A 22,951-nucleotide genomic window follows, 5' to 3' on the forward strand; every position below is an offset into this window, starting at 1 on the left:
AACGTCTAATATGGCGCGATGCAACGGGTTCACCTTACCTTTGGTCCGTTCGTGCTCGACCCTGAGAAGGGGACGCTCCTGCGGCAGGACATACCGATCTCCATCGGGCATCGCGGCATCACGCTGCTCGCCGCGCTTGCGGCCCGGCCCGGCGACATCCTGACCAAGGCCGAGCTGATGGAAGCTGCCTGGCCGGGCCTGGCGGTCGAGGAAAGCAATCTCACCGTCCAGATTGCGACGCTGAGGAAGGCGCTCGGCCCTACCGGCCAAGGTGGCGATTGGATCGCCACCGTGCCTCGCGTCGGCTACCGCTTCACCGCGCCTGTCGAGCGCGTGGAAGGTTCAGCGCAGCGACCGATCGCGCCATCCGGTAAACCCGCCATTGCGGTGCTGCCCTTCGCCAATTTGAGCGGCGATCAGGACCAACAATATCTGAGCGACGGCATCACCGAAGATATCATCACTGAACTTGCTCGATACCGGTCGCTCTTGGTGATCGCGCGCAATTCATCTTTTCAGTTTCGTGGGCCAGCGCCGGACCCTGCGGAAGTCCACCGGCAACTCGGCGCGCACTGCCTCGTCGAGGGCAGCGTGCGACGGCTGGGGGACCGCATCCGGATTACGGCGCAACTGATCGACGGCGCCAGCGGCTTCCATTTGTGGGCTCAACGCTACGACAGGGCCCTTGAGGACATCTTTTCGGTTCAGGAGGAGGTGGCGGCCCTCGTGGCTTCAACTGTCCAAGGCGCCGCCGAGGCAGATGCGACTACCCGCTCGCGGCGAACGCCGCCGGCCGATTGGGCCGCCTACGACTACTACTTGCAGGGTCGCGCGCACTACCATCAGTATGAAATGGACAAGGGCGAATCCATGTTCGCCCGGAGCGCCGAACTCGATCCGGCTTTTGCTCAAGGTCATGCCTATCTGGCGCAGTGCCTGGTTGCGCGCTTCTGGTACGACCGCGATCCTGGTACGCTGCAAAGTGCCTTGCAGTCTGCGCGCACGGCGCTCCTGCTCGACCGGAATGACGGCATCTGCAACCAGAGCATGGGTCTCGTGCTTGTACATATGCGCCAGCATGGGGATGCCGGACTGTATTTCCAGCAGGCCCGGACGCTCAATCCGCACGACGTCAACATTGCCGGAGACTATGCAAGCTGGCTCAACTACGGCGGCCAGCCGCAGCAGTCCTTGGCGGTCCTCGAAAGGGCCATACTGCTCGACCCATTGCCCCCGGTCTGGTTCTGGGAGGTGAAGGGCAGCGCGCTGTTCCTGCTCGGCCGATATGCCGAGGCCATCGACGCCTATCGGAAGGCCGGCGACCAGTTCTTCATCCATGCCTTTCTTGCGGCGGCCTACGCACATCTGGGCGAGATGGAAAACGCGCATGTCGCAGTCGAGGCCACACTGAGCCGGCAACCGGACCTCTCGCTTGGCTACATTGCCCACCTTCCCTTCGCAGACCCGTCATCCTTCGAGCTCTTCCTCTCCGGTTTCAGAAAGGCCGGCTTTTTCTAGGATTCAGTCGGTCCGAGAAACTCATCGCTGCATTTGGATGCATGTGAGCAGTAAAAAGGACGACGGCAATGATCATCGACATGAGAACCTCCATGTTGGAACCCGACATGCGGGGTCATTGCTGGATCAGGCCCATCATCGAGCAACGCACTCATGTTGCGTTGGGCAGACCGTCGCTTTCGAGCGAGGTAAAGTTTGCCGAACGTCCGAGATGAGGGCGCGAAGCGGACCGCCCCGCGAGTGCCAGCCTCCTCAGGCAAACGTAGGCAAGGTTCGCTTCCCGCGCCTTATGTCGGCGATTGAGGCATAGGCTCCCCGCTCTGCCCGGGGCCCCTCAGGCAATGGGTGCTGCTCGCCCGGGTCAGATCACAAAGTCGCGCTGCCCACCCGGTCCGCCAGTATCATGCGACGGTTCTCATCCACGCCAGAAACGACTCTATCACGGCGGATCGCGGACTGTGCTGCATCCATACGACATAGAAACTGTAGCCCGGCAAGGACAATGGATGCGCTTTGACGAGCGTGCCGTTGTCCAGTTCACGACCGACCACGACGTCACTACAGATCGCTATTCCTTGCCCGGCCACAACCGCATCGATCGCATGCAGTTCCTCGCGGAAACTCAAATCCCAGGCTTTGTCGGCAGTTAGCTCCGGGTCTATTGAACGGGCCGTCGCTAGCCATCGGCGCCAGGTGGGAGCCTCCGGATCCCGGTTCATCCAGTCAAAATGGATCAACGGATAACGCAGGAGATCGGCGGCACGCTTATTTTCCCGCTTATCGCCTGCCAGCAAACGGGGGCTGCAAACGGGAAAGAAGGAATCGCGGCAGATCTCTTGCGCCGCGAGGCCCAAAGGCGGGCTTCGTGTGTAGCGGATCGCCACATCCGCGGCGCCGGCGCGCAGGTCGAGAACTGTGTCCGTCCCGATGATCTCCAGCGGCACTGCCGCCGGGTTGGCCTCTCGCCACTTCTCGAGCCTAGGAACCAGCCATCGGCTCGCGAAAGCATTCGGGCTTGTCACCCGCAATGGTGCTTGAGGATCCGGCTCGGCGACTGCGGTAAGGGAGCCGGCGAGCAGATCAAAGCCGTTGCGGAGGATAGGAAACAGTCGCGCTCCCGCGCTCGTCAGCACGAGCGGGCGCGGTCGGCGCTGGAACAGCTTGCGACCGCATATCTCTTCCAACAGGCGGACTTGGTGGCTGATCGCTGTTGGCACCACGCCGAGTTCCACCGCTGCCGCCTTGAAGCTGCCGTGCCGAGCGGCCGCCTCGAAGGCGTGTAAAGCGCGTAGAGGCGGGCCGTTTGTCATGCCGTCAGTCTAGATGAATTCCCCTCATCTAGCAGCTAAGAATTTCGCTTTTGCAGAAGGGTGGACCCTGTGCGACCCTAATCCTCTTGGAACGAGGGCGGCGGAATGGAGATGCCACGACAGACCGATGTGCTGTTGGAACCATCCCATCTTTCGAGTACGGCGATGGAACAGCTACGGAAGGGCCTACTGGGCGATGTGATCTTGCCGGGAGACCCCGGCTACGACCAAGCGCGCGCGGTTTGGAACGGAGCCATCGACAAACGCCCTGCGGCAATCGTCTATTGCGCTACTCCTGAAGATGTCGTGCATGCCGTGGCATTTGCCAGGTCACATGGCTTTCTCGTCGCAATTCGCAGCGGCGGCCATAACGTCGCCGGGTTGTCCGTCTGCGACTATGGGATGGTGATCGATCTTTCCCACATGAAGAAGATTGTCGTCGATCCTGAGCGCCGCATCGCCAGAGCCGAAGCCGGTGTGAACCTCGGCGAGTTCGACGCAGCCACACAAGCCTTCGGTCTTGCGACGACCATGGGTGTCAACAGCGACACCGGTATTGCCGGTCTCACGCTTGGCGGAGGCTTCGGCAAGCTCGGACGAAAGCACGGTCTGAGCTGCGACAATTTGATCGCGGCTGAGATCGTCACGGCCGACGGACGACTGTTGCGAACCAGCGCCGGCGAGCATCCCGAGCTGTTCTGGGCCTTGCGTGGCGGCGGCGGCAATTTCGGCATAGTTACGGCGTTCGAATACCGGCTACACGCGCTTGGCCCGGCTCTTCTGGTGGGGTCGGTGCTGTACGCCTACGATCAAGCGCGCGAGGCCATGCGGTTTTACCACGAATTCTCCCGTGACGCTCCGGACGAGGCGAGCGTCGACGCAGCACTTGTCACGCTGCCCTCGGGCGACTTCGCGTTCAGCATCTCGGCTTGCTATATCGGATCACCCGAAGCGGGCGAACCCGTCATCGCACCGCTGATGAAGTTCGGATCTCCCATCGAAAGCCGACTTCAAGCCGTTCCTTATCTTCAGATTCAATCGGCCGGCGACAGCCTCTTTCCACGCGGACGACGCTATTACTGGAAAGCGCAGTTCCTGCGGGAGATTAGTGATGGTGCGATTGACGCGCTGCTGGACACTTACGCAAGAGCTCCCAATCGCTACTCCCTGCTGGTTTTCCAGCAGGTCGGCGGCGCGATCGCTCGCGTGCCTGCATCGCACTCACCCTACGGCAATCGCGATGCGGCGCTTGACTGCTTTCCCGTCGCCATCTGGGACGATCCGGCCGATGACGAGGCAAATATGCGTTGGGCGCGCGATTTGTGGAATGCCGTCAGGCCATTCTCTACCGGCGGTGTCTATTCCAACAATCTTGGTGATGAGGGTGACGAGCGCGTACGCGAAGCGTACGGCGGAAATTATGCGCGTCTCGCCGCCATCAAGAAGCAGTACGACCCGACCAACTTCTTCCGGTTGAACCAGAATATTAGGCCTGCATAAATTCCGAATATTTGTTGGGGAAGCCGCGCGCAGTCGCTGGGTGATCCTTGCTGTCCTGTTTGCCGCCGGCACCGCAATGGAGTTTCAATTCCAGAGCGTCGGGGCCACACATCAGCGCGAAATCGTCAAAAGCGCATCTCATCTGCATGCAGAAGGCCTACTTTCTTCAGGCCTGCGTCGAAACCCCGAAAGCACCCGATTATGGTGATCGACGATCTGCTCGGCCAAGAGGGAACCGAAATCCGCCGTAGTGTGCCCATCTCGGACGAGCGTCACATCAAATCCCTCCGAGACGGCGCGGCGCGTGGTCGTGTCAACTCAGAATTGAGTCATGCAGCCACCGATAACCAGGCGGTCAACCTCGAGCTCTCGAATCCGGTAGGCTAAATCGGTGTTGTGGAAGGCATCGCAGCTCCGCTTGCGAATGAGGATGGTGTCCTGGATCGCGGACACCTCCTCGCGCAGCTGCCAGCCCGGCGACCCAACTTCGAGGCGGTGCCCTGCGTCCCCGTCGTGCTGAACGACGACGACCGGTACGCCAGCCGCCTCCGCAGCGAGTTCAAGCGGCCAAGCCGGGCCGCAACGGCTTCGAGTTCGCGGTCGATAACGACCTGCTGACCGCCATCGACCAGATTCGCGAGGATCCCCTGTTGCACATCGATGATCATGAGTGCTGTAGTCATTAAACATTCTCCCGAAAGCCACGTGAGAAGAGAGTATTCCACCGAGGTAAAGCCAACTAAAAGGATGGCCCGCCCACGGCGGCATGAGACCGACATCGAATTTTCGAAACGCGTCTTCGAGAATCGCCGATGCCCGCAACGGTTCAGCATGGCGCCGGCCGGCATACGCTCGACGACTTTACCCTCACGTACCGGAGTGGAACGGCAGCGGGCGGGACCGGCTATATCACCTTGGGTCCTGTGGCAGAATGAGAGGTTACGCGCGACAAAGACGAAGGTACGGTGATCGCGGGCGGATTGGACAGTCGATGGAGGCGCAATGTGATAGAGGTGTTTTCAGCAATAGTGGTCTTTCTGCTGCTATGCGTTGGAGCAGGCTTGGGCATCCTTATCCGGGATTGGCTTCCCGCGCAGCACCAGACTCCGGAAGCCACGCTGCTGATGCAGTTAACCGTAGGTTTGCTTGCGACCTTTGCGGCGGTTGTTCTCGGTCTTCTCACCGCGTCGGTGAAGCAGGCCTACGACAATTCGGCTCTGGACCGGCAGCAATATGCGTTGCAGCTTGACCTCATGGATGCGTGCCTACATGACTACGGAACTGACGCCGCGCGCATTCGCGTCGACCTAGCAGGTTACACCGCTGCCGTTATTGCGAGCACTTGGCCTAACGAAGCTCGGCCCACCGGTGTTTCCTACCCTGACACGTCGCGTATGCCTGTTGTGGGCGCCACACCGGAACTTCAAGAGCTAATGAACAAGATCGGTCTCGAGGTGAACGAACTCTTGCCGGCCGGTCCGCAACAAACGGCGATCGCAGCGATGTGCCGTGCGCGATATGATAGCGTCTCTACGGCCCGTCTCGGCGTGATCGAGGCGGCACGCAGTGAATTGCTGCAACCCTTCTACGGAATTCTGATCGTGTGGCTCATGATTATTTTCGCCTGCCACGGTCTCATCGCTCCACGAACGAAACTGACATGGACCCTCATGCTTCTAAGCGCGATCTCACTCAGCAGCGTTATGTTCGTTATCGCAGACCTTAGTCAGCCCTACGGGGGATTTTTCAGCATATCCAGCGGGAGCATGCGGAGCGCTTTGCAGGCGATGCTGGCTCGGACCGGTTAGGAAATCCTCCATCGATCGTAAACAGCGATGCGGCCGGTTTCTGATCAAGGCTCGGCTTATTAGTCGGCCAAAGTTCAGAAAACCAGCCTCCCGTTGCCGCGTTCAGGCGCGCCAGCGGTTCGTCTGGTTAGCGAAACATCCGACAGCTTGAGGCGGCGTTGGCCAACTTCGCTCTGCGCCGGCGCTTTATGCTTGAAGTCCAGCTGACGCAAAATTCCAGGAGCCGCTGGTTCCCATTGCGGTTGCCGCGACGCGGCCTAATGCGCTCCTCTGATGCGCCGTGCTCTGCTCGTTGTCCCGATTTAGGCGCAATGCTGGCATTGCAGCGGAAGTCCGCTTCGGCGCCGTGTCCGGACGGTGCGTCTATGGGGAACGCTCCGCGGTAGGCTACCGTTCTCAGTCGCCTCTTCCTCGCCGTTTGGCGCTATGCTGTCACTGCCCGAAACTTACCGTTCGTTCCGGGGTTAATTGTCGGACTTGAGTGGGGACGAGCATAGACCTTCCAGTTCCTGGGGATAAATTTTCAGAAGCAGACCGATTTGTCCGGGCCCGACATCGCCGCCTGAGCCGCAGCCCTCCAAGATGATGAATGATGGCGCGAGTCGGTGAATATGAAGACGTGCAGAATCCATGCACGCTATTCCGGCAGGCCGGCAATATTTAGCGCGTGACCAAGGCAGTCCGCGAGCGCCGGGGCACAGTTAACCGCGGCGAACTGTCGACTGTAGCGAAACATTGGATGCAGTTCACGGACACGCGCGGCGGCGGCCCTCGCTTCGTCCAGCCGGCCAAGTTTGGCTAGCGCAGCGGCCAATTGCACATAAGTGATGCTATGTGCCGAATTGGCTTGAACCGATTTATAGGCTGCGTGACAAGCTTCTTCGTAATGGCCGCGCAGCAGGTGACTCATTGCTTGCGCATCGAATGCGGCCCAGGCCCAGGAATCGAAGGGGCTGAGCCGCATACCCTGCTCACTCCATTCTAAGGCGCGTTCGGCTTCGCCTGCCCATCCGAGAACGACGCTGCCAAGTATGTAGGTCAGCGCCGATGACGGGCTGATGCCGAGGGCAGCTTCCAATGCCGTGAACGCAGCGGCGCGATCGTGCGCATCCATGCCTATCGAAAAGCCGGCCCACGTAAGGGCAAGTGCATCGTCCTGTCCATGGACAATGGCCAATCGGGCGTGGCGGATCGAAGCAGCACGGTTGGCCTCCTGCAGGCCGGCGCGAAGGAACAAGCAGTGGTGGCACATCGCAGCATTGCCATGTGCAAGCGCATAGGTGGGTTCGAGCGCAACCGCGCGCTCAAGAAGCATCAAAGCTCTGGCTACCTGCTCCGGCATACCTGAATCGACGTCGGGCTGGGCTTGCAGAACGAGATCATAGGCGTCGAGACTATCAGGGCGCTTCCGCCTGACACGTTCGATTTCCGCTTTCCGCAAGCTCGGCGCAATCGCGCCCACTATGGACAGCGCGATCTCGTCTTGGAGCGCAAAAACATCGCGGGAACTTCGGTCGTAGCGCTCTGCCCAAACGTGCATGCCGGTCGAAGCGTCAATCATCTGGCCGATCACGCGCACCCTATCGCTGGCCTTCCGCACGCTGCCTTCGAGTACATAGCGCACGCCAAGCTCGCCGCCCACCTGCTTCACATCCACGGCGCGTCCCTTGTAAGTAAAGGTGGAATTCCGCGCTATGACGAAAAGCCAGTTGATGCGCGCGAGACCAGTAATGATGTCGTCGACCATCCCATCGGAGAAGTACTCCTGCTCCGGATCGTGGCTCAGGTTCGAGAATGGCAGAACGGCGATGGACGGTTTGTCAGGTAATATCGGTGCGGATATGGCCCGGGCGGCCGCTGAAGCGTCAGGAGCATTTGTGGCAACGGCCGGTCCGACATACCTATAGCCGCGGCGCGGAAGCGTTTCGATCCAGGGCTTGGCATCTCCTGTCTCCGCCAGCACCCGGCGCAGGGATGCGATTTGCACCGTTAGATTGTTATCGGCGACCGCCAATCCGCCCCAGGCGGCCTCGACCAGCGCATCCTTGGACACCGGTACGCCGGCGTGATCAAGCAGCCGGCACAGCAACGCCACGGCACGCTGCCCAAGCATCGTCGGCTCGGTCCCGTGGTATAGAAGGCCCACCTGCGCATCGAGGCGGAACGGGCCAAACTGGTAGAAGTCGCTCCCCACTGTCATTCGACGACTTTAGCAGATATTTGGTAAGAAATTCACCACTTTCCGGCGCGAACCGCAGATCTTGGACAGGTGCTTGCAATGGTAAGCACTTGGGTGGAGGATCAAATGAGCGCCGAAACCGTTGTTCGCATGCCTGATGAGAAGAAGGGCGTCATGCTACGTGGGCACCCTATGGTTTTCCTCGTCACCGCCGAAAATTCCAAACACACGAGCATGTTCGATTGGACGATTCCGGCGGGTTTCGCCACTGGGCTGCACGTTCACCGAGTGCAGGAAGAGACTTTTTACCTGCTTGAGGGCGAGTGTGAGTGGCATGTCGGCGATAGGACGATTCGCGCAATGCCCGGAACTTATCTGTTCATCCCGCCGGGGGTGCCGCACAACATCACCAATATCAGTGAAAGTCCGGCTCGTGTCCTGATGACCGTCTCGCCGCCCGGACATGAGCATTATTTCGAGGAACTCGCCAAACTGACGGCACAGGGTGCGCCAAATCCAAAAGCGCTTGCCGAATTGCGAAACCGCTACGACACCAATCAGCTCTCAACTTTGACAACGCGCGCGTAAGCACGCTTGGCAAAAGGCCGTCCAGACATAACCCGCGGCCAGAGCGTGCGGCGGGAAACTACCCCAAACGAGTCCTTCTGATAAGGTCGGCCCCTCTCTCCATGGTGAGGATACGCTTCGGCTGATTGGAGCCCGAAAGCAGACCGGCCGGTCTGCAGAGGGACAGTGAGGATCAGAACCTTGGATCGGCGTTAGTGCTAATCGTCGAGTTGCAGAAGGCTCTGCTACCAGCTTGGGCCAAGCCTCGCTTCGGTGCAGCTAGTGTCGCTCGTAGAACCCACTGGCGGCGATGAGGCGCACCAGTTCTGCCTGTCGCCGCGTCTCAGTCTTTTCGAAGACGTGCTGCAGGTGGGTGCGCACCGTGGTCAGGCTGATGCCGACTTCGTCTGCAACGGCCTGCAGCCCTTCACCACGGGCGACCGCAGTGGCCACGGCCGCCTCGGCCGGGGTTAGCCGGTAGAGATCGCGCAACTGGCCCTGCAGGGTGTGCGGCGCGCTGTCCGGATCGGCCACGAACACGATCGCGGCTGGGCGGCCGGGCACGAACCACGTCAACTCGATCTTGAGCGGCGCCACCAGCACGCTCAGGGGCCGGCGCGGCGCCGGGCGCGTGAGCGCTATATCGCCGCCCGCGGCCTCCGACCGGTCTGCGGCCGTGGCAATCAACCGGCGAAGCTGCACGGCATGCGCAGGGCTGGTCGCGTGCAGCGACGATTTCTCGATCCTGATCCCGTCAGCCTGGGTGAGTAACGCTTCGGCGGCCCGGTTGGCGAACAGGATCTCGCAGTTCGCCGCCACGATCAGCACGCCCTGGGCGATGCGGTGGAGCGCCTCGACATTGGCACTCCTGACGATCTCAGCACGCGAGAGCCGCAGTCCCACGCCCGCCGCCCGGACCAGATGCGGCCCGATACGGCGCAGCCGATCAAGGTGCTCGGGGCCGAACTCTCCTGTCGCGTCGGCCCGTCCGCAGGTGAACACGACGCGCACGTCCGGCCCGTTGGCCAACACCACTCCGATCGAGTGGCACATGTCGCCGGGCCGGCAGAAGTCGTTATAGAATTCCGAGCGCTGGTACACCTCGCGCGGCAGGAGGTCCCAAATCGGGATCAGCGTGCCGGCGCTCAGCCTGGCGATGCGCGGCAGGAACACATTGGTCTTGTAGTAGTACTGCGCATAGCTGAGGTCCGCCTCCGGCGGCATGCGAACCGAGTTCGCCTCACTGTGCAACGTCCTTGCGTTCTGAAACGTCAGCTTGGTGGCGGCGCCCTCGAGGAAATCCGACAGCGTCTCGAGAACTTGCCGCCAGCGGCCAGGTTCGACCGCCGCATCGTAGATCTGCCCAACCATGCCGTCGAAGTCGTGCATGCGTGCCGGATTCACCGCTCCCTCGCCTGAAGGGGTTTTACAGTTTGCCGGAAGGCGGCTTTGCTGACAAGCACTCCTCGCCGCATCTCATATGTTCATACGAGGCGACGGCCTAGGGTCTGAATGTAGCTTTCGTGACGCCGTCAAGCTTCACTCCAACCGCATGTGGCGACGATGCAAACGTGGGCAGCACCTGGTACTCGAACCGATTGGAACGGTACGCATTACGAAACGCTTCTGACGGTACGCGAGACCGGCGGCAAGCTCGGGGCATTTGCATCCGCTGCTGGCCCGGGGGACGGACCGCCGCGCCACCGCCATCTCCAGTCCGGCGAACTCTTCTCCAAGGGCGGCTGCGCTTCTGGTGCTCGGGGGAAATTTCCGAACGTACCGACGGAGAAATATTCTACATCCCCGCTGGCGTTGAACACACGTTCGTCGTCATCGAGCCTGCGCGATGGATCGCCATTCTGTCCCCGGGTGGTCTCGAAAGTTTTTTCCCGGCGGTTGCCGTGCAGGGACTGGAGATTCCCCGCGACCTAGCGGCTATCAAGGAGATTGCGGCCCAGTTCGATATGGAGATTACCGGGCCACCCTTTACGATCGCTGAGCCATAGCCAAACTGGGCAACTGGCGAAGCCTATGGACGGCTTAGTCGTAGGGCGATCGGCATTGCCGGCGCGGACCGTGATATGGCTGGAATGTATTGTCGGATGCCCTGTATGAGCGATAGTGATCATAGCACCAGCTGATGTGTCGATTGCCGACCACGTGCGGCTGACTCATGGCGCCTCCAATAATGGCGCCCAACGCAAATGCTGCCGGAGGAAACCACCAGCCGTTATGTCGCCGATATCCGGGACGGTGATGTCTATAGCCCCGATGACCACGCCAGTACCCGTGATTTCTTCTAAACATCAGGCGATTTCGATCGTACCGAACAGGGACCACGTCCGAGGAAGCGGACTGGACCTTTGGAACAAACGCCGGCACAGCACTGGCCGGAACGACGGTTCCCAAGGCAACTACAATTGCTAGCATGCTACGCATCATCGAATATCTTTTCATTGAAGTCTCCATTGGTTGATGGATTGCAACCGCCGTGAGCTCGCGCGTTGGACTTCTCGGCAGCATTCCCCTGTGTCAACGACGGCCTGCCGTCTCCGGTTCTTCGTTGATACAAGCCAGGAGAGGGATGTGCCGCGAACCCACAGCCCGGTCTCGGGCCTGAGACAGCCACAACTCCCTGTACTCCTGGGAGATGCCTTTCATTACGGAGCGCGCGGCGCCAGTGATTTCGTAGGCCCCGCAAAAGCCGCACTGAAATTCGCACAGCTGCGTCAGGAGATCGGCTTCGAGTGCCGTTCCCGCGCAGACTGGGCAAATAGACGGGTAATATCTTCTGCTTTCGAGCAATGTATCCATGGTCAAGACTGCCGATCTGTTCACAAATGCGGACCGGCCCAGCGGCCAGGGAACAGCCGCTGGGCTGATAGGAAGGCGCTCCTCCCTAAGCGCAAAGCGCTGGCTACCCAAGACTTAGCCCGCGCTACCACTCCTTGCGGCCGCCGATGGCCTCGAGGCACATCGAAACTTACTCGCACCCCATCTACTGAGCATGCCGGGAAACTATTCCATCCTGAAAGGCTGTTCGGGAATGTGCCGCGGCGGGCACTTTCCTTGCTCGCGTTTTGAAGGGAGCTGAAGCAGTTTGTTCGGGCAGCTTGAACATTGCGCGCCGAAGCCCAAGTCAGGGTCTCGTCAATCCACTGCGGCCGGCCACGGATAGTTGGGAGTTCGAGCGAATCGGTATCTCCCTGCTGACCGCCAGACGCGCCAGGCCGGGGATTTGCAAAGGTTCTTATTATCAGATCACTAGGCCCATCCGCGTCTTGAGGGCAAGGGCTGTAGCGCTTGCCTTCGGAAACATGTGACCGGCGTGGAATAAATTCCGCGATTGCTAAGTATATTGTGCATCAGACAAATCGGAAGCTCTGCCGGTGAGATGCCCCACCCCTCCACCTGCTGGACAGCCAGCAGTAAGCTTTTGAGGACCCGGGGTTGGCCCAGTCCACAGAGAACAAACAAAACGGAGAACCAGGAAATGTCGCAACCCTTCGAAGAATATCGGCCTTCCAAGACGCTCTGGTTCTGGTCACTGGTAGGCGCCGTGGTCCTCACCATGATCATCGGATTCACTGCCGGCGGCTGGACCTTGGCAGGAAGGGCGGCGGAAATCGCCAAGACCTCCGCCATAAAAGCCAGGGCAGAACTGGCCGCCAATCTGTGTGTCCAAAAGTTTATCACGGCATCCGACGCGAGCCAAAATCTGGCCAAGCTGAAGGAAACGTCTTCCTACCAGAGGGATGGTTTCATTACTGACGGTGGGTGGGTCAAATTCGCCGGAATAAAAAAGGATGCACCGGGCGCCGCCGATCTGTGCGCGGAAAAACTGATCGCGTTGGACGCGATTCCGACGAGCACTGTGTCTGAGGATCAGACGAAGGGCTGATGCCATACGTCTGCTGGCGAGAACCTCACAGGCGTATGTCGCAACCCGTAAGCCCTGACCTGAGACCCGTGGTGACTTGAAGTGCGGTGGCCCGAGCCAGACGCTACCTGGACGACGAATTGTGCATCTTCTCGCGGCATTGGAATCCACCTCGCCTCAAAGCTCAGTCGGGCTTCTACAAGAGCATAGGACGGCGTCCGGCAATCAACGCTCTCGTTTGTGGCTATGCGAGATTGCCTTTCCACATTCCGTGGCAGATTGCATGAAAGCGACGGCGAATCTCGGCCCGAAGGTCCTCAGCAAAGCCGGGCATCACTGGTCTATCTCTCTTGCCCGGTTCATTCTGATAGCTGCATCGCTCGCAGGATCCGCAACGGCGACTGGACTCCACCCCAAGGCTAGTCTTCTTGTTCTGCCTCGCTTTGCCACGCTTAGAGCCTCATCAGCCAACCTTCGTGTCGGACCTGGCATGGGGTACCAAGTTGAATGGGTCCTTATGCGCCCGGGAATGCCGCTGGAAGTCTATCAACAGTATGACAATTGGCGACGGGGCAGAGACTGGGACGGAACCAGCGGATGGATTTATGGAGCGCTTCTGTCAGGCCGCAGGGCGGGCGTTGTCGCGCCCTGGGCCAAGGACAACGTTGCCCTGCGCGACAAACCGTCCATTGGAAGTTCGGTTGTTGCCTGGCTGCAGCCTTGCGTGCGGGTAGAACTGACCCGATGCGACGGACAATGGTGTGCTGTTGGACTAGGGCCCAAATCCGGCTTCATCAGGCAGACGAGTATGTGGGGCGTCTATCCCGGCGAGGTGCTTTGAAGTGGCCCACGCGGGTCGAGTGGCTTTGCAGACGATCACAGGCAAGCATTCCAGAGGACGGATTGTTGAGCGACCCCCTATCTTGTGGACAACGTGCTGCCTGTTCCGGGCCGGAGCCTTCCACTCACCATTTTGTGAATCGTGGTGATGGCAAGCTGACGGGGTCACGAGCCTCCAATCACCAAGTGGAGCCGAAAGCCGATTTTGCCAGGCGAAAACCCTTCGGGGACTCTATGGCGCTGCTAAGCTGGAAGGAATAATGGGCATCAAATCAGTTGGAGCGGGCGTCGCATGTTTATTAGTTTCCATCACTTGGGTGCAGGCTGCCCCAAGACTCCTCTCGCAGCACGGCGCTTGGGGCGTCTATTCTTATCGCGCTGACAAGACAAGGTGCTATGTCTTGAGTGTCCCCGTTTCCAAACTGCCGGCCGGTATCGATCATGGCGAAAATTTCATAACGGTCTCGCGCACACCGGTCGAGGAACAGCCCGACGCAATCATGGGGTATCGGCTCAAGCCAGGGTCAGACATCCATGTGGTGATCGCAGACCAGCGCTTCTCGATGTTCACGCAGGACAACAATGCCTGGCTTCAGAACGCCAATGAGGATCGGTCAATGGTCAGTGCCATGCGGGCCGGGAGCAACATGAAGCTTTTCGCCACGTCTTGGAGGGGCACCCAAACCCAGTACGCATATTCCCTGATGGGATTGAGCGCCGCATTGCAGGCGAGTAGCGCGTGCAAATAGAAATTCCAATGGCCCTGCTTGTGCTGCTGACCTCGTCAAAGACCGGGTTGGTGAGAGGCCTTCATGGCCTCGACATCGACTGGGAGCCACCGCGCATGTCAGCAGGCTCACTCTCACCATCTTGAACGGGAAGGCATGAGAGAGATTTTCAAAACTGCTATCGTGATCACGTTGGTCGCGCTCGCAGTTGTCCTGCTTTTGCTGGCAGCAAGAGGTTTTCGCACCGGTCCGTCCGATCCGATTGTTAGTTCCGGTCATTCTCGCTTGCCTCTTGCAGACATCGGCCTTGGTTTGCCCGCAGCCTCTGATAGAGCGGCCTGAGCTGGTGATCATCCAGCTTGGCGGCACCCATTCACTCCCGATGCCAAGCACGACGCTTGAAGGTGTCGGGGCGTTAATCTCTTTAACGCCCGCGCCGATCTCTTCGTCCCCCGAGAAGGAGATACAGCTGTGATCCGTCTCGGCATGGGCGGGCAAAAATCCGGCGGCCTTGGAATAGTTTCCGGTGCTGTCCGGTATATTCCAAGACAGGCAAGCTAGTCGCCCCTCGCCTGTCAGGCCCAGCAGGCCCTCCTTGGTTGTCCTTTCACTGCTGGGCCTCCCTCGTCGAAAGGATCATCCACTGTCTGGCGCCAGGAATGACACGGCCGGCCACGAAGTAGCGGATTGCAGCGCTCGGACCTTGCGCAGCCTTTATGTTGCGGAATCCGCTAGGTGTGCCACTGGCGCCAAAAACTGTAGATGGGCTGGCAACTCTGGCGAGCCAGATGAATGTCAGTCGCGATTATCTCATTGAGAGAGCGAGTGGCTGGAAACACGGTTGATGGATCCAGTCCCAGGCGACGATTTGATCCCATCGGCAGGATCAGACCGGCAGCCAAGCAAATTGTAGTCGAGTGGGTTGGAATAGTTTCGGCTCCCAGTCAGTATATAGGGCCATGAAGGTGAACTTCGACGTCACTCCACACTTGGAGGACCTGTGGCGCTACAGCAGGGTGCTCACAAAAAATGACACCGACGCGGATGACCTGGTGCAGGAGGCGCTTGTTCGGGCACTCGGGTTGTCGCGCACCTACGACGCGTCGCGCCCGCTTATGCCGTGGTTGATCACGATCGTGCGGAACACATTTTTCACCAGCGCTGTCCGAGCTGATGCTGAGCGCCGTCGCTTGGCCGCTTATGCCCAACAATGCGACCCGTTGCTGATGCCATCACAAGAACACTGCGCGGAGCTCTCCAACGTTCAACGGGCGCTAGAGGGAGTACCGTCTGACCAAGCCGAAGTGCTTCATTTGGTCGCCGTCTTAGGCTTCACCTATTCGGATGCTGCCGCGGTGCTTGGGGTTCCCGTGGGAACAGTGATGTCTCGTCTGAGCCGCGGCCGGATTGCCCTGAAACTCAATATGGAAAAGACGAACGACGCCGCACGTGCTCAATTGAAGATAGTGGGAGGCCGTGATGTGGCCAAGTGACCGAATTTCCGAAGAGGAGATAAACCGGTTTCTTGACGGCGAGCTGTTGCCGTCCCGGAGGTCTGAACTCCAGGCGCGTCTTGCCCGCGAGCCCGAAGCAGCGGCGGAGGTATTCGCACAAGCACAGCGCATGGAAGCGTTGCGCAATCTACAGCCCCAGCGCCTGTTTCCCCCTCGATCAAGCCTGGACAGGGCCCAGGAGTTGGAGAACGCCTTCCGACGAAGGAAAGTATTTGCCGTGTTCAAATTGCAGCTGGCTGCGGCGGCGCTGGTCTTCTTGGGCTGGTCAGCCAATTCGTTGACCGAGCCGCTTCGCCAAGGCGGTCAAAAGGCGGATGAAACTTTCATTCTCGCCGCGCGGGACGCCTTACGGGTCGCCCAGCTCAATGCCGGCCCTGAGAAGGGCAGCGAGCCGAAGCAGGATAAGATCGAACGGCTGATCGGAGCGGTAAACATAAGCATGCCCGCTCTTCCGACTGTTTGGCAGGTGAAGGACGTTCAGGTTCAACCCTGGAACGGGAAGCAGAGCCTGGTTGTGACGGCGGATACCCCAAGCGTCGGCCGCATTACGCTGGTGGCAGTTCCCATGAACGGGGAAGACGCCGTCCCCCCAACTCCGGCCACTGATGGTCGAGTGCCCACCGTGTACTGGCAGTCAGGTGGCACGGCATATGCGCTGATGGGTTCTGCCACGCCGGATCGCCTAGAGAAGGAAGCAAAGGAAATCGAAGTGGCTAGCCGCAGGAATGTCGCCCCCAAGGTCAGAGGTTAAGCTGCTGATCGGCCGTAGCAGGGACGAACGGATGGCTCAGGAGCACGGCATTGAGGGCTTTGGAAGCTTGGCAGTAGGTGACTGAAAACTGGAATTTGCGAGCGGTATCGGCCTGATTTTCGCAGGACACAAACTTGCGGTCGACGTGAGGCCTTGCAAAATTCAGCGCATCGGTTGGGCGCCAATGAATACGGTTACTGCGGCGTTGCAGCTCTAAGCCTTTTCGATCGAGGAAGTGCGAACGCGCGAGCACTTCCTTAGCGGTCCGGCGTTCCGCGGGGTTTATGCCGGACCGCTCACGTTAGATGGCGCATCGGAACGCGATTTCACCGATCTGCAGATCGCTGGCGTCGAGAAGCGATTTCGCATCGTGCACACGCAGAGCTAGATAGGCGGCCATGGGGCTTGCGCCCAACTCTATGCCGAAGAGACGCTCCAGCTGGCGCCCGGAGCAATTCAATCTGGCCGCCATCTCGGTGACCGACACCTTCTCCTGGAGGTTGCGGTCCATCAAAAGGAAGGCCGCTTGACCGCGCGGCTTGAAGCTTCGGGAAACAGGTCCCCTACGGGCTTACATTCGAGATGCAGCCGGGCCGGGGGGCACGAAGGAAACATGGCGAAACACGGACTGTCAGCACTCGATGCGGATATTCTGAGGACGACCTTCCAAAAATCGGTCTTGGAAGAAGGCATCCCGGAGAGCAAGTGGCGAAAATACGCTGAGGAACTTGTCCGGGTATATACCGGCTCCCCGATCGTAGATCCTCGGTTGGTGGACTTGATCGTAAGCAAATAGCACAGGGAGAGCCTCTGTGCTTACGGCCGGTCTTGCCGGGCACCGCGGCACCACCGCGCCGCCTTCCAAATGGCCAACAATGTGAAGGCCGGGCGGACGTCCATCCAGACCGTGAGTTTGGCGCTACCTGGCTCTCGCTCGACGGGGTGCGGAACTTGAGCTCCGACATCACCAATCTCAGTTGTCTCGTTCACGACAGCGGCTGTGAACTGGCTGGCTTCAGCGCCTGCTCCAGCCTTCACACACGCTTCCTCAATTGCTTCCCTTCCGTCTGTGAAAAGGCAGGCGGCACCCGGCCGGGGAGCTGGGCAAACTTCCTAGCCGACGTGCAGCTGGCTGTCGGCCACAACGTTCTGGGGCGGAAGCGGATGCTCTAGCCGTCCGGCCCGGTTCCTCTCGGCGTCCAGAAGTTGCTCCTAGGTTATCAGGCCGTTCAAAAATAGCTTGAGCAGGTGGGACGCGATGCGCTGGGCCTGCTGCTTGAGTACGGCAGCGGGCGAGCCCTGGTCTGCTCATCGCAGAGTGCTGATCTCAATCGGGCGTCGCCGAGGGGCAGGTCCGATCTTTATGTCAGTCGCTGAAGTCTGGCTGGTGAAGACGTGCCAAGACATCAGCACCCAGTCGAGTTCCGGACAGATCAACCAGAATGCCAGACCCGCAGGGGTGGCCGTCGAACGACAACCTGCACAAGCCCCTTTCGATGGGGCGCTCGCTCTTCACAGACGATGCGGTCGCGCGCATCTACAAGCCGTCGCGCGCGGTGACCACGTTCGGCAAGGCACGCTCGAAGGGCTGGCGCCTCGTTTTCGAGCGACGCACAGCGCCGTTCATCGAGCCGCTGATGGGCTATACGAGCGGCGACGACACGCTGGCCCAGGTCGAGCTTGGCTTTCCGACATTGGAATCGGCCATCCGCTACGCCGAGCGGCAGGGCCTGACCTATGTCGTCCAGACGCCGACCGCGCTGGTCGGCAAGGGCCGTTGCCTGCGGCTCGATGAGATGCCTGCACAGGCCGGGAGTTCTACGCGCGCTTCCTCAGATGCTGTGCTTGAGCGGCTCGGACTTGCCGTCCTTCAGGAGAGCTACGGGCGCGCCCTCGACAGTGCCGCCAATCGCAACGATCCCTCCGGATCGGATGGCTGGACATCGCCTATGGACCTGGTCCGCGATCTGACGCTGCCGCTGGAGGCGAAGCGCTCGATCCTGATGAACTGGGTCTTGACGGAGTACCTGATCGACCAGGCGACCAATGAGGGCATGCCTGAAAACAGTCGGCCGTCGCGTCTCGATGAGGTCGAGCAGGCGCTGCTCGCGCTCGAACGCGAGGTTGCCGCCAACCGGGATGGTTCAGGCAAGAGAGCCTCGCTCTCAGTGCGACGGCAAATGGCTGATCGGCGTGGCGACGCCGTCCTATGCCGCCTTCCGCTTTCCCACGACAATGCGCCTCCCGCGTCTCAGCCGACGCAAATGAGGTCGAAAGCCGTCGCTGAATCGGAGCCCTTCAACGGCCGCTATTTGATCCTCGACCTCCGATAGCGGACCGTCCGGACCGCCCATTTCAGCCATCCTCTAACTCGGTACTGCTGATCCCGATCGCCTTGGCGTCGGCGAAAAGCTTCTGAATAGCCTCCGAGACCGAGATCACGTTTGGACTGGCTGCTCAGCCGCCTTGTCGAGAAGTTTGACGCGGCGAGTGCTCATGCCGCCCTCACCCGACGGAACATAAGCGAAGGTTCGCTTCCCGCCTCTTATTTCGGTGACACGCAGCCAGTTTTCTTCCTGATGCCTCAATGTGACCGGCTGGCCGAGGTGTGCTTCTGCCGCTTTGAATGGCACCTGGGCCATGACCACCTGCGAAGACACAACGACCCGCCGGCCATAATCTCAACTCGATACTCCGACCCTCACGTCCGCGATTGTTACCCAACCGCGATTCAATTAGTTATAGCTAATTAGCTCTAGACCTTTGCATGGTATGTTGCAGCCCGCATGGAAAGGCCCATCTGACCACGCGGCGGCTCGGTGGTTTGATCTCGCAGGGCAAAACCACCGAGCCTAACTGGCAAAACCGTAGCCAGCTTATCTGAAATTAGCATCGTGGCCATTGACCCGGGTCATTCAAACGGACGAACAAAGAAGACAACGCGACGTCAGGTTCCAGTGTCGAGCGCAGCGGCACCCAACCTGAAAATTTCAAGCTTCTCGCTGTACGAGAGCCGTACCCTTTCGCCGCATCGCTTGCAGGTGAACGTCGTTACGGACTTGACCCACGAGCCTTTCCTGACCAGTGGGGTTTTGCAGCTCGGACATTGAAAGGTCAGGTTTTTGTCGAGCAGCTGATTGGATAGAGCCATTTTCATCTTCTCCCAAGATGAAATGGCCGTGCAAGGCTGGTGCCAGGACATGCGTATTAGAACGACACATTGGCGGCGGATGGGGGTTCTTGGTCAGTGTCAATGCGACGTTGGACGCTCTCGCCCATCGAAGCTGACCGCCATGGCCCTACCAGTTGCGAATTTCACGATAGCAGCCGTAAGGGCCTCGTCGGTATCGGCGCAACCAGGCGCGCGTGCGCGAAGCTCCTGGATGGTTTCCCCGATAGAGATCACATCCCCTTGGCGACAGTCGGGACGTACAGCTCGTATAAGCTCTTGAGTGGTGAATCCAGGCGGAAGTATGCGCTTCAAACTGCCCATCGGGACCCCTCGCTGACAAACAGAAGAAGACGGGATAATACCCCGAATCTTGGCTGCAGCGAGTCCGACTGAAGTCCCAGCAATTAGTTGACGGCGTGACCATCATTCTGTCTTGTCAGCGCGCGGCGGACCTGTAGGTCGCCTGGCCGACGGGTAGCTCTCAGGCACTGCGTCGGCCGACTTCACTCCCCTTGCTACCGGCGCCGGACCGTCTTTGAAGAGCCGCCTGCAACCTTGCAGCGGCCAAAAGAATGCTGTCCGGTATCGGTTCGGGAGGATCGACCTTTTCCATGGCTGGGCAGCGTAAAGCGGCTCAGTCGGCGCTTGTCAACCGGGAATGATGATCAGCGCAGGACGGCTAACTACCCAGTCCGCCGCCAGCCAGAAGCCGCCCGCCATAAAGACAAGCTCCACGATTGCAACCACGAGGATTCGCATGCGACGCCTCCGTCCAGTTGTGGATCACAATAGCACTTCGACGTGTTTTGCCCAAATTGCCCGCCGCCCCATTCACGGCAGCGGCGGGCGTCCCTGGGGATGAGTAAAAGGGACTGCCTGGGCGTTGGTGAACCAAGCTGAGATAGACGCTGCAATTTCGGTGCCAATGGAAACTGTGGCCGCTATGAAACGGAAAGCCGCCGCGTGGCCTCCCGCGACGGGCTTCTTTATGGAGTGGATGCATCCTGTAAGGAATCGACCACTTAACCTCCGCTACCGGACAATGTTCCCGCGCACAAAAAGCTCGCCGGCCGGAGCTAACAGGCTTTGGTCATCGCACTATCCCTGGCGCCACGAAGATGATCTCTTTGCCGACCGTCTTCCCATCGGAAGTTTGTCTCTGTCAGCGATGTCGCTGAGAGCGCGCACAAGCATCTTCGCCTCGTTCGAAACACAGGAATAGCAGCGCTGGCTACCTTGGTTGCGGGCTTGGACGATACCCAGCTTGGCCATACCGCTCAAATGCTGTGAAAGGGCGGTCCGTGACCCACCAATCAGTGCCACCAGGTCGGAAACGGATCGCTCCCCCTCAACGAGGTAGATGACGATCAGCAGCCGTTTGCGGAAACCTAAGGGTGCAAACAGCTCCGAAGCAAGGGACATCTGTTTTAGCCTAAGCCGTCGCCTGACGCGGGAACGCCTCCGAAGTGAAGGATCAGCTTTGATTTCAGCGAGACGCTGTCTCACGTACTCAAGCCCACCTCGCCGCGCTAAACACACCAGAGCCCGCCACTGAGGGGACGGTGGCGGGCTTTGTTTGAAAGCTGTCGAGCAACTTTCCGGCGCTCCTGTCCGGGGGGTGTCGAGGGACGCCGGGGAGTGAACCTGGCCAGATAGAATTGGTTCCCGCCGCAAGCAAAAAAGCCCGCCGGCCTGAGCCAGCGGGCGGGTGGTGAAAGGCAGATGTTTCAGTTAGTCGACCGGGCCTGTAACGGTAATCGACGAAGCAGTCAGGGCCGTAATAGCGGACAAACGTTCACGCTTGGTCAGAGCAGGCTTGTCATAGGTTTTCTTCATGGTGGTGCTCCTCGCTTACCTCGAACCCAAAATGCGTTGCGGCAGCGAGATTTGTCAATCGCCCGTCGTGAGATCAGCAGTTTTTGCGTCGATCCTCGTTTTTGCATTCGCAGCACAGGGGGTATACGGTGGCCTATCGGCCGCCGTTTTCGCCGGATGCGTCCGACCGTGAGAGAGAACCATGCTCTTGCCCGAAATGGGAAGAGAGCTATGCCGCAATCCACTTTTCGCAATCATATCTTGAAGGCACTAACGCCCGCGGACTTCGCGCTGGTGCGGCCTTCATTGCACCCTGTCGTTCTCGGCATCAAGACGCCGTTGGTGGTGGCCAATGAGCCCATCAAACTTGTCTATTTTCCAGAGGCGGGTGTTGCTTCCGTCGTCGCCACGCTGGCCGGCGGACATCAAAGCGAAGTCGGCGTCATCGGACGCGAGGGCATGACTGGTCTTGCACTGGCGCTCGGCCAAGACAGGTCGCCAGACCAAACTTTTATCCAAATCGCCAGCAACGGATCGTGCCTGTCAGCAACAATGCTCCGCACGGCACTGGCCGAAAGTTCGAGCCTCCGCGATACCGTGTTGAGATATGCTCACGCTTTCATGATTCAGTCGTCACGCACATCGCTCGTAAACAGCCGCTCGAACATCGAAGAGCGATTGGCGCGTTGGCTGCTGATGGCTCATGACCGCGTGGATTCCAATAGGATCGAACTGACCCATGAATTCTTGGCTATGATGCTTGGAACCAGGCGCCCCGGCGTGACCACGGCAATGCAAATGCTGGAATATCGAGGCCTCATCAGCGCCAAACGTGGTGCGGTTGAGATCCTCGATCGCGCCGGATTGGTCATTGTGTCAAACGGTGCTTACGGCGAGGAAGAGCAGCGCCCATTCCGTAAATTACATGCCCAGCCACGCGAGAGTTCTGTCCCTGACGTTGCATGACAGGCCGCCAGCCTGCCCACGATACATGTCTTCCGCTCGACATTTGCATGCAGGACGGAACGCTGCGCCAGCCGATGGGCGCTTAGACGAGCTGTCTTCGCTTCACCGGCTCTGCGCTCCGCGTCGATGACCCCGCGAGATTGGCGGTCGGTTCGTACGTGCCTGAGCCTGTCTACCTGCGTGGCATCTTTGGCCCTAAAAAAGGTCGGCCGCGCCCCTCGGCAGAAACGCGGGGTGTTGAGGCCCGGACCTCAACCAGCGGCGAGCCTGGAGAGGCTGCCACCAAGCCCCAACCTCCGCCTCCGAAACTTTGAATGGAGCATTCTAAGGATCCGGAGGTCCGCACAGCAGGCGAATTGTTTCGGCACAGTGACCTCAGCCGTGCTGCCGAGGGGCGGATATT

General features: G+C 59.7%; 21 protein-coding genes and 1 pseudogene. 12 read left to right on the forward strand and 10 right to left on the reverse strand.

The genetic code is table 11. From position 1 onward, the window contains the following. Window positions 1–18 precede the first annotated feature (18 nt). Window positions 19–1,518, forward strand: a complete 1,500-nt coding sequence (locus tag LB571_RS04055) for a winged helix-turn-helix domain-containing tetratricopeptide repeat protein (protein WP_224585477.1) — start codon at window positions 19–21, stop codon at window positions 1,516–1,518. 401 nt (window positions 1,519–1,919) lie between these two features. On the opposite strand, the gene LB571_RS04060 is transcribed toward LB571_RS04055, so the two are convergent. Beyond that, complete coding sequence (locus LB571_RS04060; RefSeq protein ID WP_224585475.1) at window positions 1,920–2,828, reverse strand: LysR substrate-binding domain-containing protein; 909 nt, start codon at window positions 2,826–2,828, stop codon at window positions 1,920–1,922. Between the two features lie 111 nt (window positions 2,829–2,939). Here LB571_RS04060 and LB571_RS04065 point away from each other — a divergent pair, with 111 nt between their 5' ends. Together LB571_RS04065 and LB571_RS04070 are read left to right on the forward strand one after the other, a co-directional pair. Beyond that, window positions 2,940–4,328 (forward strand): FAD-binding oxidoreductase, encoded by a 1,389-nt coding sequence (locus LB571_RS04065; protein ID WP_224585474.1) that lies wholly within the window; start codon window positions 2,940–2,942, stop codon window positions 4,326–4,328. 201 nt (window positions 4,329–4,529) lie between these two features. Beyond that, window positions 4,530–4,715 (forward strand): hypothetical protein, encoded by a 186-nt coding sequence (locus tag LB571_RS04070; protein ID WP_224585644.1) that lies wholly within the window; start codon window positions 4,530–4,532, stop codon window positions 4,713–4,715. Here the strand turns inward: LB571_RS04070 and LB571_RS04075 are convergent. Next, on the reverse strand, window positions 4,647–5,096 hold the full coding sequence (locus LB571_RS04075) for an isochorismatase family protein (protein ID WP_318011582.1): 450 nt from the start codon (window positions 5,094–5,096) through the stop codon (window positions 4,647–4,649). The two genes, LB571_RS04070 and LB571_RS04075, sit on opposite strands and share 69 nt — an antisense overlap. Window positions 5,097–5,389: 293 nt before the next feature. Here LB571_RS04075 and LB571_RS04080 point away from each other — a divergent pair, with 293 nt between their 5' ends. Beyond that, window positions 5,390–6,136, forward strand: a complete 747-nt coding sequence (locus tag LB571_RS04080) for a hypothetical protein (RefSeq protein ID WP_224592431.1) — start codon at window positions 5,390–5,392, stop codon at window positions 6,134–6,136. Between the two features lie 637 nt (window positions 6,137–6,773). On the opposite strand, the gene LB571_RS04085 is transcribed toward LB571_RS04080, so the two are convergent. Beyond that, window positions 6,774–8,336, reverse strand: coding sequence for a winged helix-turn-helix domain-containing tetratricopeptide repeat protein (locus LB571_RS04085; protein WP_224585468.1), 1,563 nt, complete (start codon window positions 8,334–8,336; stop codon window positions 6,774–6,776). A gap of 105 nt (window positions 8,337–8,441) precedes the next feature. On the opposite strand from LB571_RS04085, the gene LB571_RS04090 reads away from it, so the two are divergent. Next, window positions 8,442–8,903, forward strand: a complete 462-nt coding sequence (locus tag LB571_RS04090) for a cupin domain-containing protein (protein WP_140792130.1) — start codon at window positions 8,442–8,444, stop codon at window positions 8,901–8,903. 258 nt (window positions 8,904–9,161) lie between these two features. Here the strand turns inward: LB571_RS04090 and LB571_RS04095 are convergent, their stop codons facing one another. Next, window positions 9,162–10,271, reverse strand: a complete 1,110-nt coding sequence (locus LB571_RS04095) for a helix-turn-helix transcriptional regulator (RefSeq protein ID WP_224592434.1) — start codon at window positions 10,269–10,271, stop codon at window positions 9,162–9,164. Between the two features lie 651 nt (window positions 10,272–10,922). Further along, window positions 10,923–11,339 (reverse strand): BA14K family protein, encoded by a 417-nt coding sequence (locus tag LB571_RS04100; protein WP_411908856.1) that lies wholly within the window; start codon window positions 11,337–11,339, stop codon window positions 10,923–10,925. Between the two features lie 1,036 nt (window positions 11,340–12,375). On the opposite strand from LB571_RS04100, the gene LB571_RS04105 reads away from it, so the two are divergent. The 5 genes from LB571_RS04105 to LB571_RS04125 all read left to right on the forward strand — a co-directional run bounded on the left by LB571_RS04105 (window position 12,376) and on the right by LB571_RS04125 (window position 16,595). Beyond that, window positions 12,376–12,783: a hypothetical protein gene (locus tag LB571_RS04105; protein WP_224585460.1), complete on the forward strand. Its 408-nt coding sequence runs from the start codon at window positions 12,376–12,378 to the stop codon at window positions 12,781–12,783. A 262-nt stretch (window positions 12,784–13,045) separates the two neighbouring features. Beyond that, a complete protein-coding gene (locus LB571_RS04110) occupies window positions 13,046–13,603 on the forward strand; it encodes an SH3 domain-containing protein (RefSeq protein WP_224592437.1) in 558 nt (185 codons plus the stop codon). Between the two features lie 259 nt (window positions 13,604–13,862). Beyond that, on the forward strand, window positions 13,863–14,351 hold the full coding sequence (locus LB571_RS04115; RefSeq protein ID WP_224528389.1) for a hypothetical protein: 489 nt from the start codon (window positions 13,863–13,865) through the stop codon (window positions 14,349–14,351). Between the two features lie 938 nt (window positions 14,352–15,289). Further along, window positions 15,290–15,823, forward strand: a complete 534-nt coding sequence (locus tag LB571_RS04120; RefSeq protein ID WP_140792079.1) for a sigma-70 family RNA polymerase sigma factor — start codon at window positions 15,290–15,292, stop codon at window positions 15,821–15,823. Next, window positions 15,810–16,595: an anti-sigma factor family protein gene (locus tag LB571_RS04125; protein WP_224585456.1), complete on the forward strand. Its 786-nt coding sequence runs from the start codon at window positions 15,810–15,812 to the stop codon at window positions 16,593–16,595. Before LB571_RS04120 ends, LB571_RS04125 begins: the two co-directional genes overlap by 14 nt. Here the strand turns inward: LB571_RS04125 and LB571_RS04130 are convergent. Together LB571_RS04130 and LB571_RS04135 are read right to left on the reverse strand one after the other, a co-directional pair. Further along, a complete protein-coding gene (locus LB571_RS04130) occupies window positions 16,585–16,848 on the reverse strand; it encodes a hypothetical protein (RefSeq protein WP_224585454.1) in 264 nt (87 codons plus the stop codon). The two genes, LB571_RS04125 and LB571_RS04130, sit on opposite strands and share 11 nt — an antisense overlap. 48 nt (window positions 16,849–16,896) lie before the next feature. Beyond that, entirely contained in the window at window positions 16,897–17,106 is a 210-nt protein-coding gene (locus LB571_RS04135) for a helix-turn-helix domain-containing protein (protein ID WP_224528394.1), read from the reverse strand. Window positions 17,107–18,037: 931 nt separating this feature from the next. On the opposite strand from LB571_RS04135, the pseudogene LB571_RS04140 reads away from it, so the two are divergent. Then, window positions 18,038–18,721 (forward strand): annotated as a pseudogene (locus LB571_RS04140) (ETC complex I subunit); the annotation flags it as partial. Window positions 18,722–19,033: 312 nt separating this feature from the next. On the opposite strand, the gene LB571_RS04145 reads toward LB571_RS04140, so the two are convergent. The 3 genes from LB571_RS04145 to LB571_RS04155 all read right to left on the reverse strand — a co-directional run bounded on the left by LB571_RS04145 (window position 19,034) and on the right by LB571_RS04155 (window position 21,603). Beyond that, window positions 19,034–19,237, reverse strand: coding sequence for a hypothetical protein (locus LB571_RS04145; protein WP_140792069.1), 204 nt, complete (start codon window positions 19,235–19,237; stop codon window positions 19,034–19,036). A gap of 1,628 nt (window positions 19,238–20,865) precedes the next feature. Next, window positions 20,866–21,189 carry an ArsR/SmtB family transcription factor gene (locus LB571_RS04150; RefSeq protein WP_224585452.1) on the reverse strand — a complete coding sequence of 108 codons (324 nt, stop codon included), beginning with the start codon at window positions 21,187–21,189 and terminating at the stop codon, window positions 20,866–20,868. Between the two features lie 309 nt (window positions 21,190–21,498). Next, complete coding sequence (locus LB571_RS04155; protein ID WP_224585450.1) at window positions 21,499–21,603, reverse strand: putative RiPP precursor; 105 nt, start codon at window positions 21,601–21,603, stop codon at window positions 21,499–21,501. A gap of 210 nt (window positions 21,604–21,813) precedes the next feature. On the opposite strand from LB571_RS04155, the gene LB571_RS04160 reads away from it, so the two are divergent. Continuing rightward, window positions 21,814–22,548 (forward strand): Crp/Fnr family transcriptional regulator, encoded by a 735-nt coding sequence (locus LB571_RS04160; RefSeq protein ID WP_224585448.1) that lies wholly within the window; start codon window positions 21,814–21,816, stop codon window positions 22,546–22,548. Window positions 22,549–22,951: the final 403 nt, after the last annotated feature.

Origin of the sequence: Mesorhizobium sp. BR1-1-4 (assembly GCF_020165375.1) — a bacterium.
In the GTDB taxonomy this organism is placed as follows: domain Bacteria; phylum Pseudomonadota; class Alphaproteobacteria; order Rhizobiales; family Rhizobiaceae; genus Mesorhizobium; species Mesorhizobium australicum.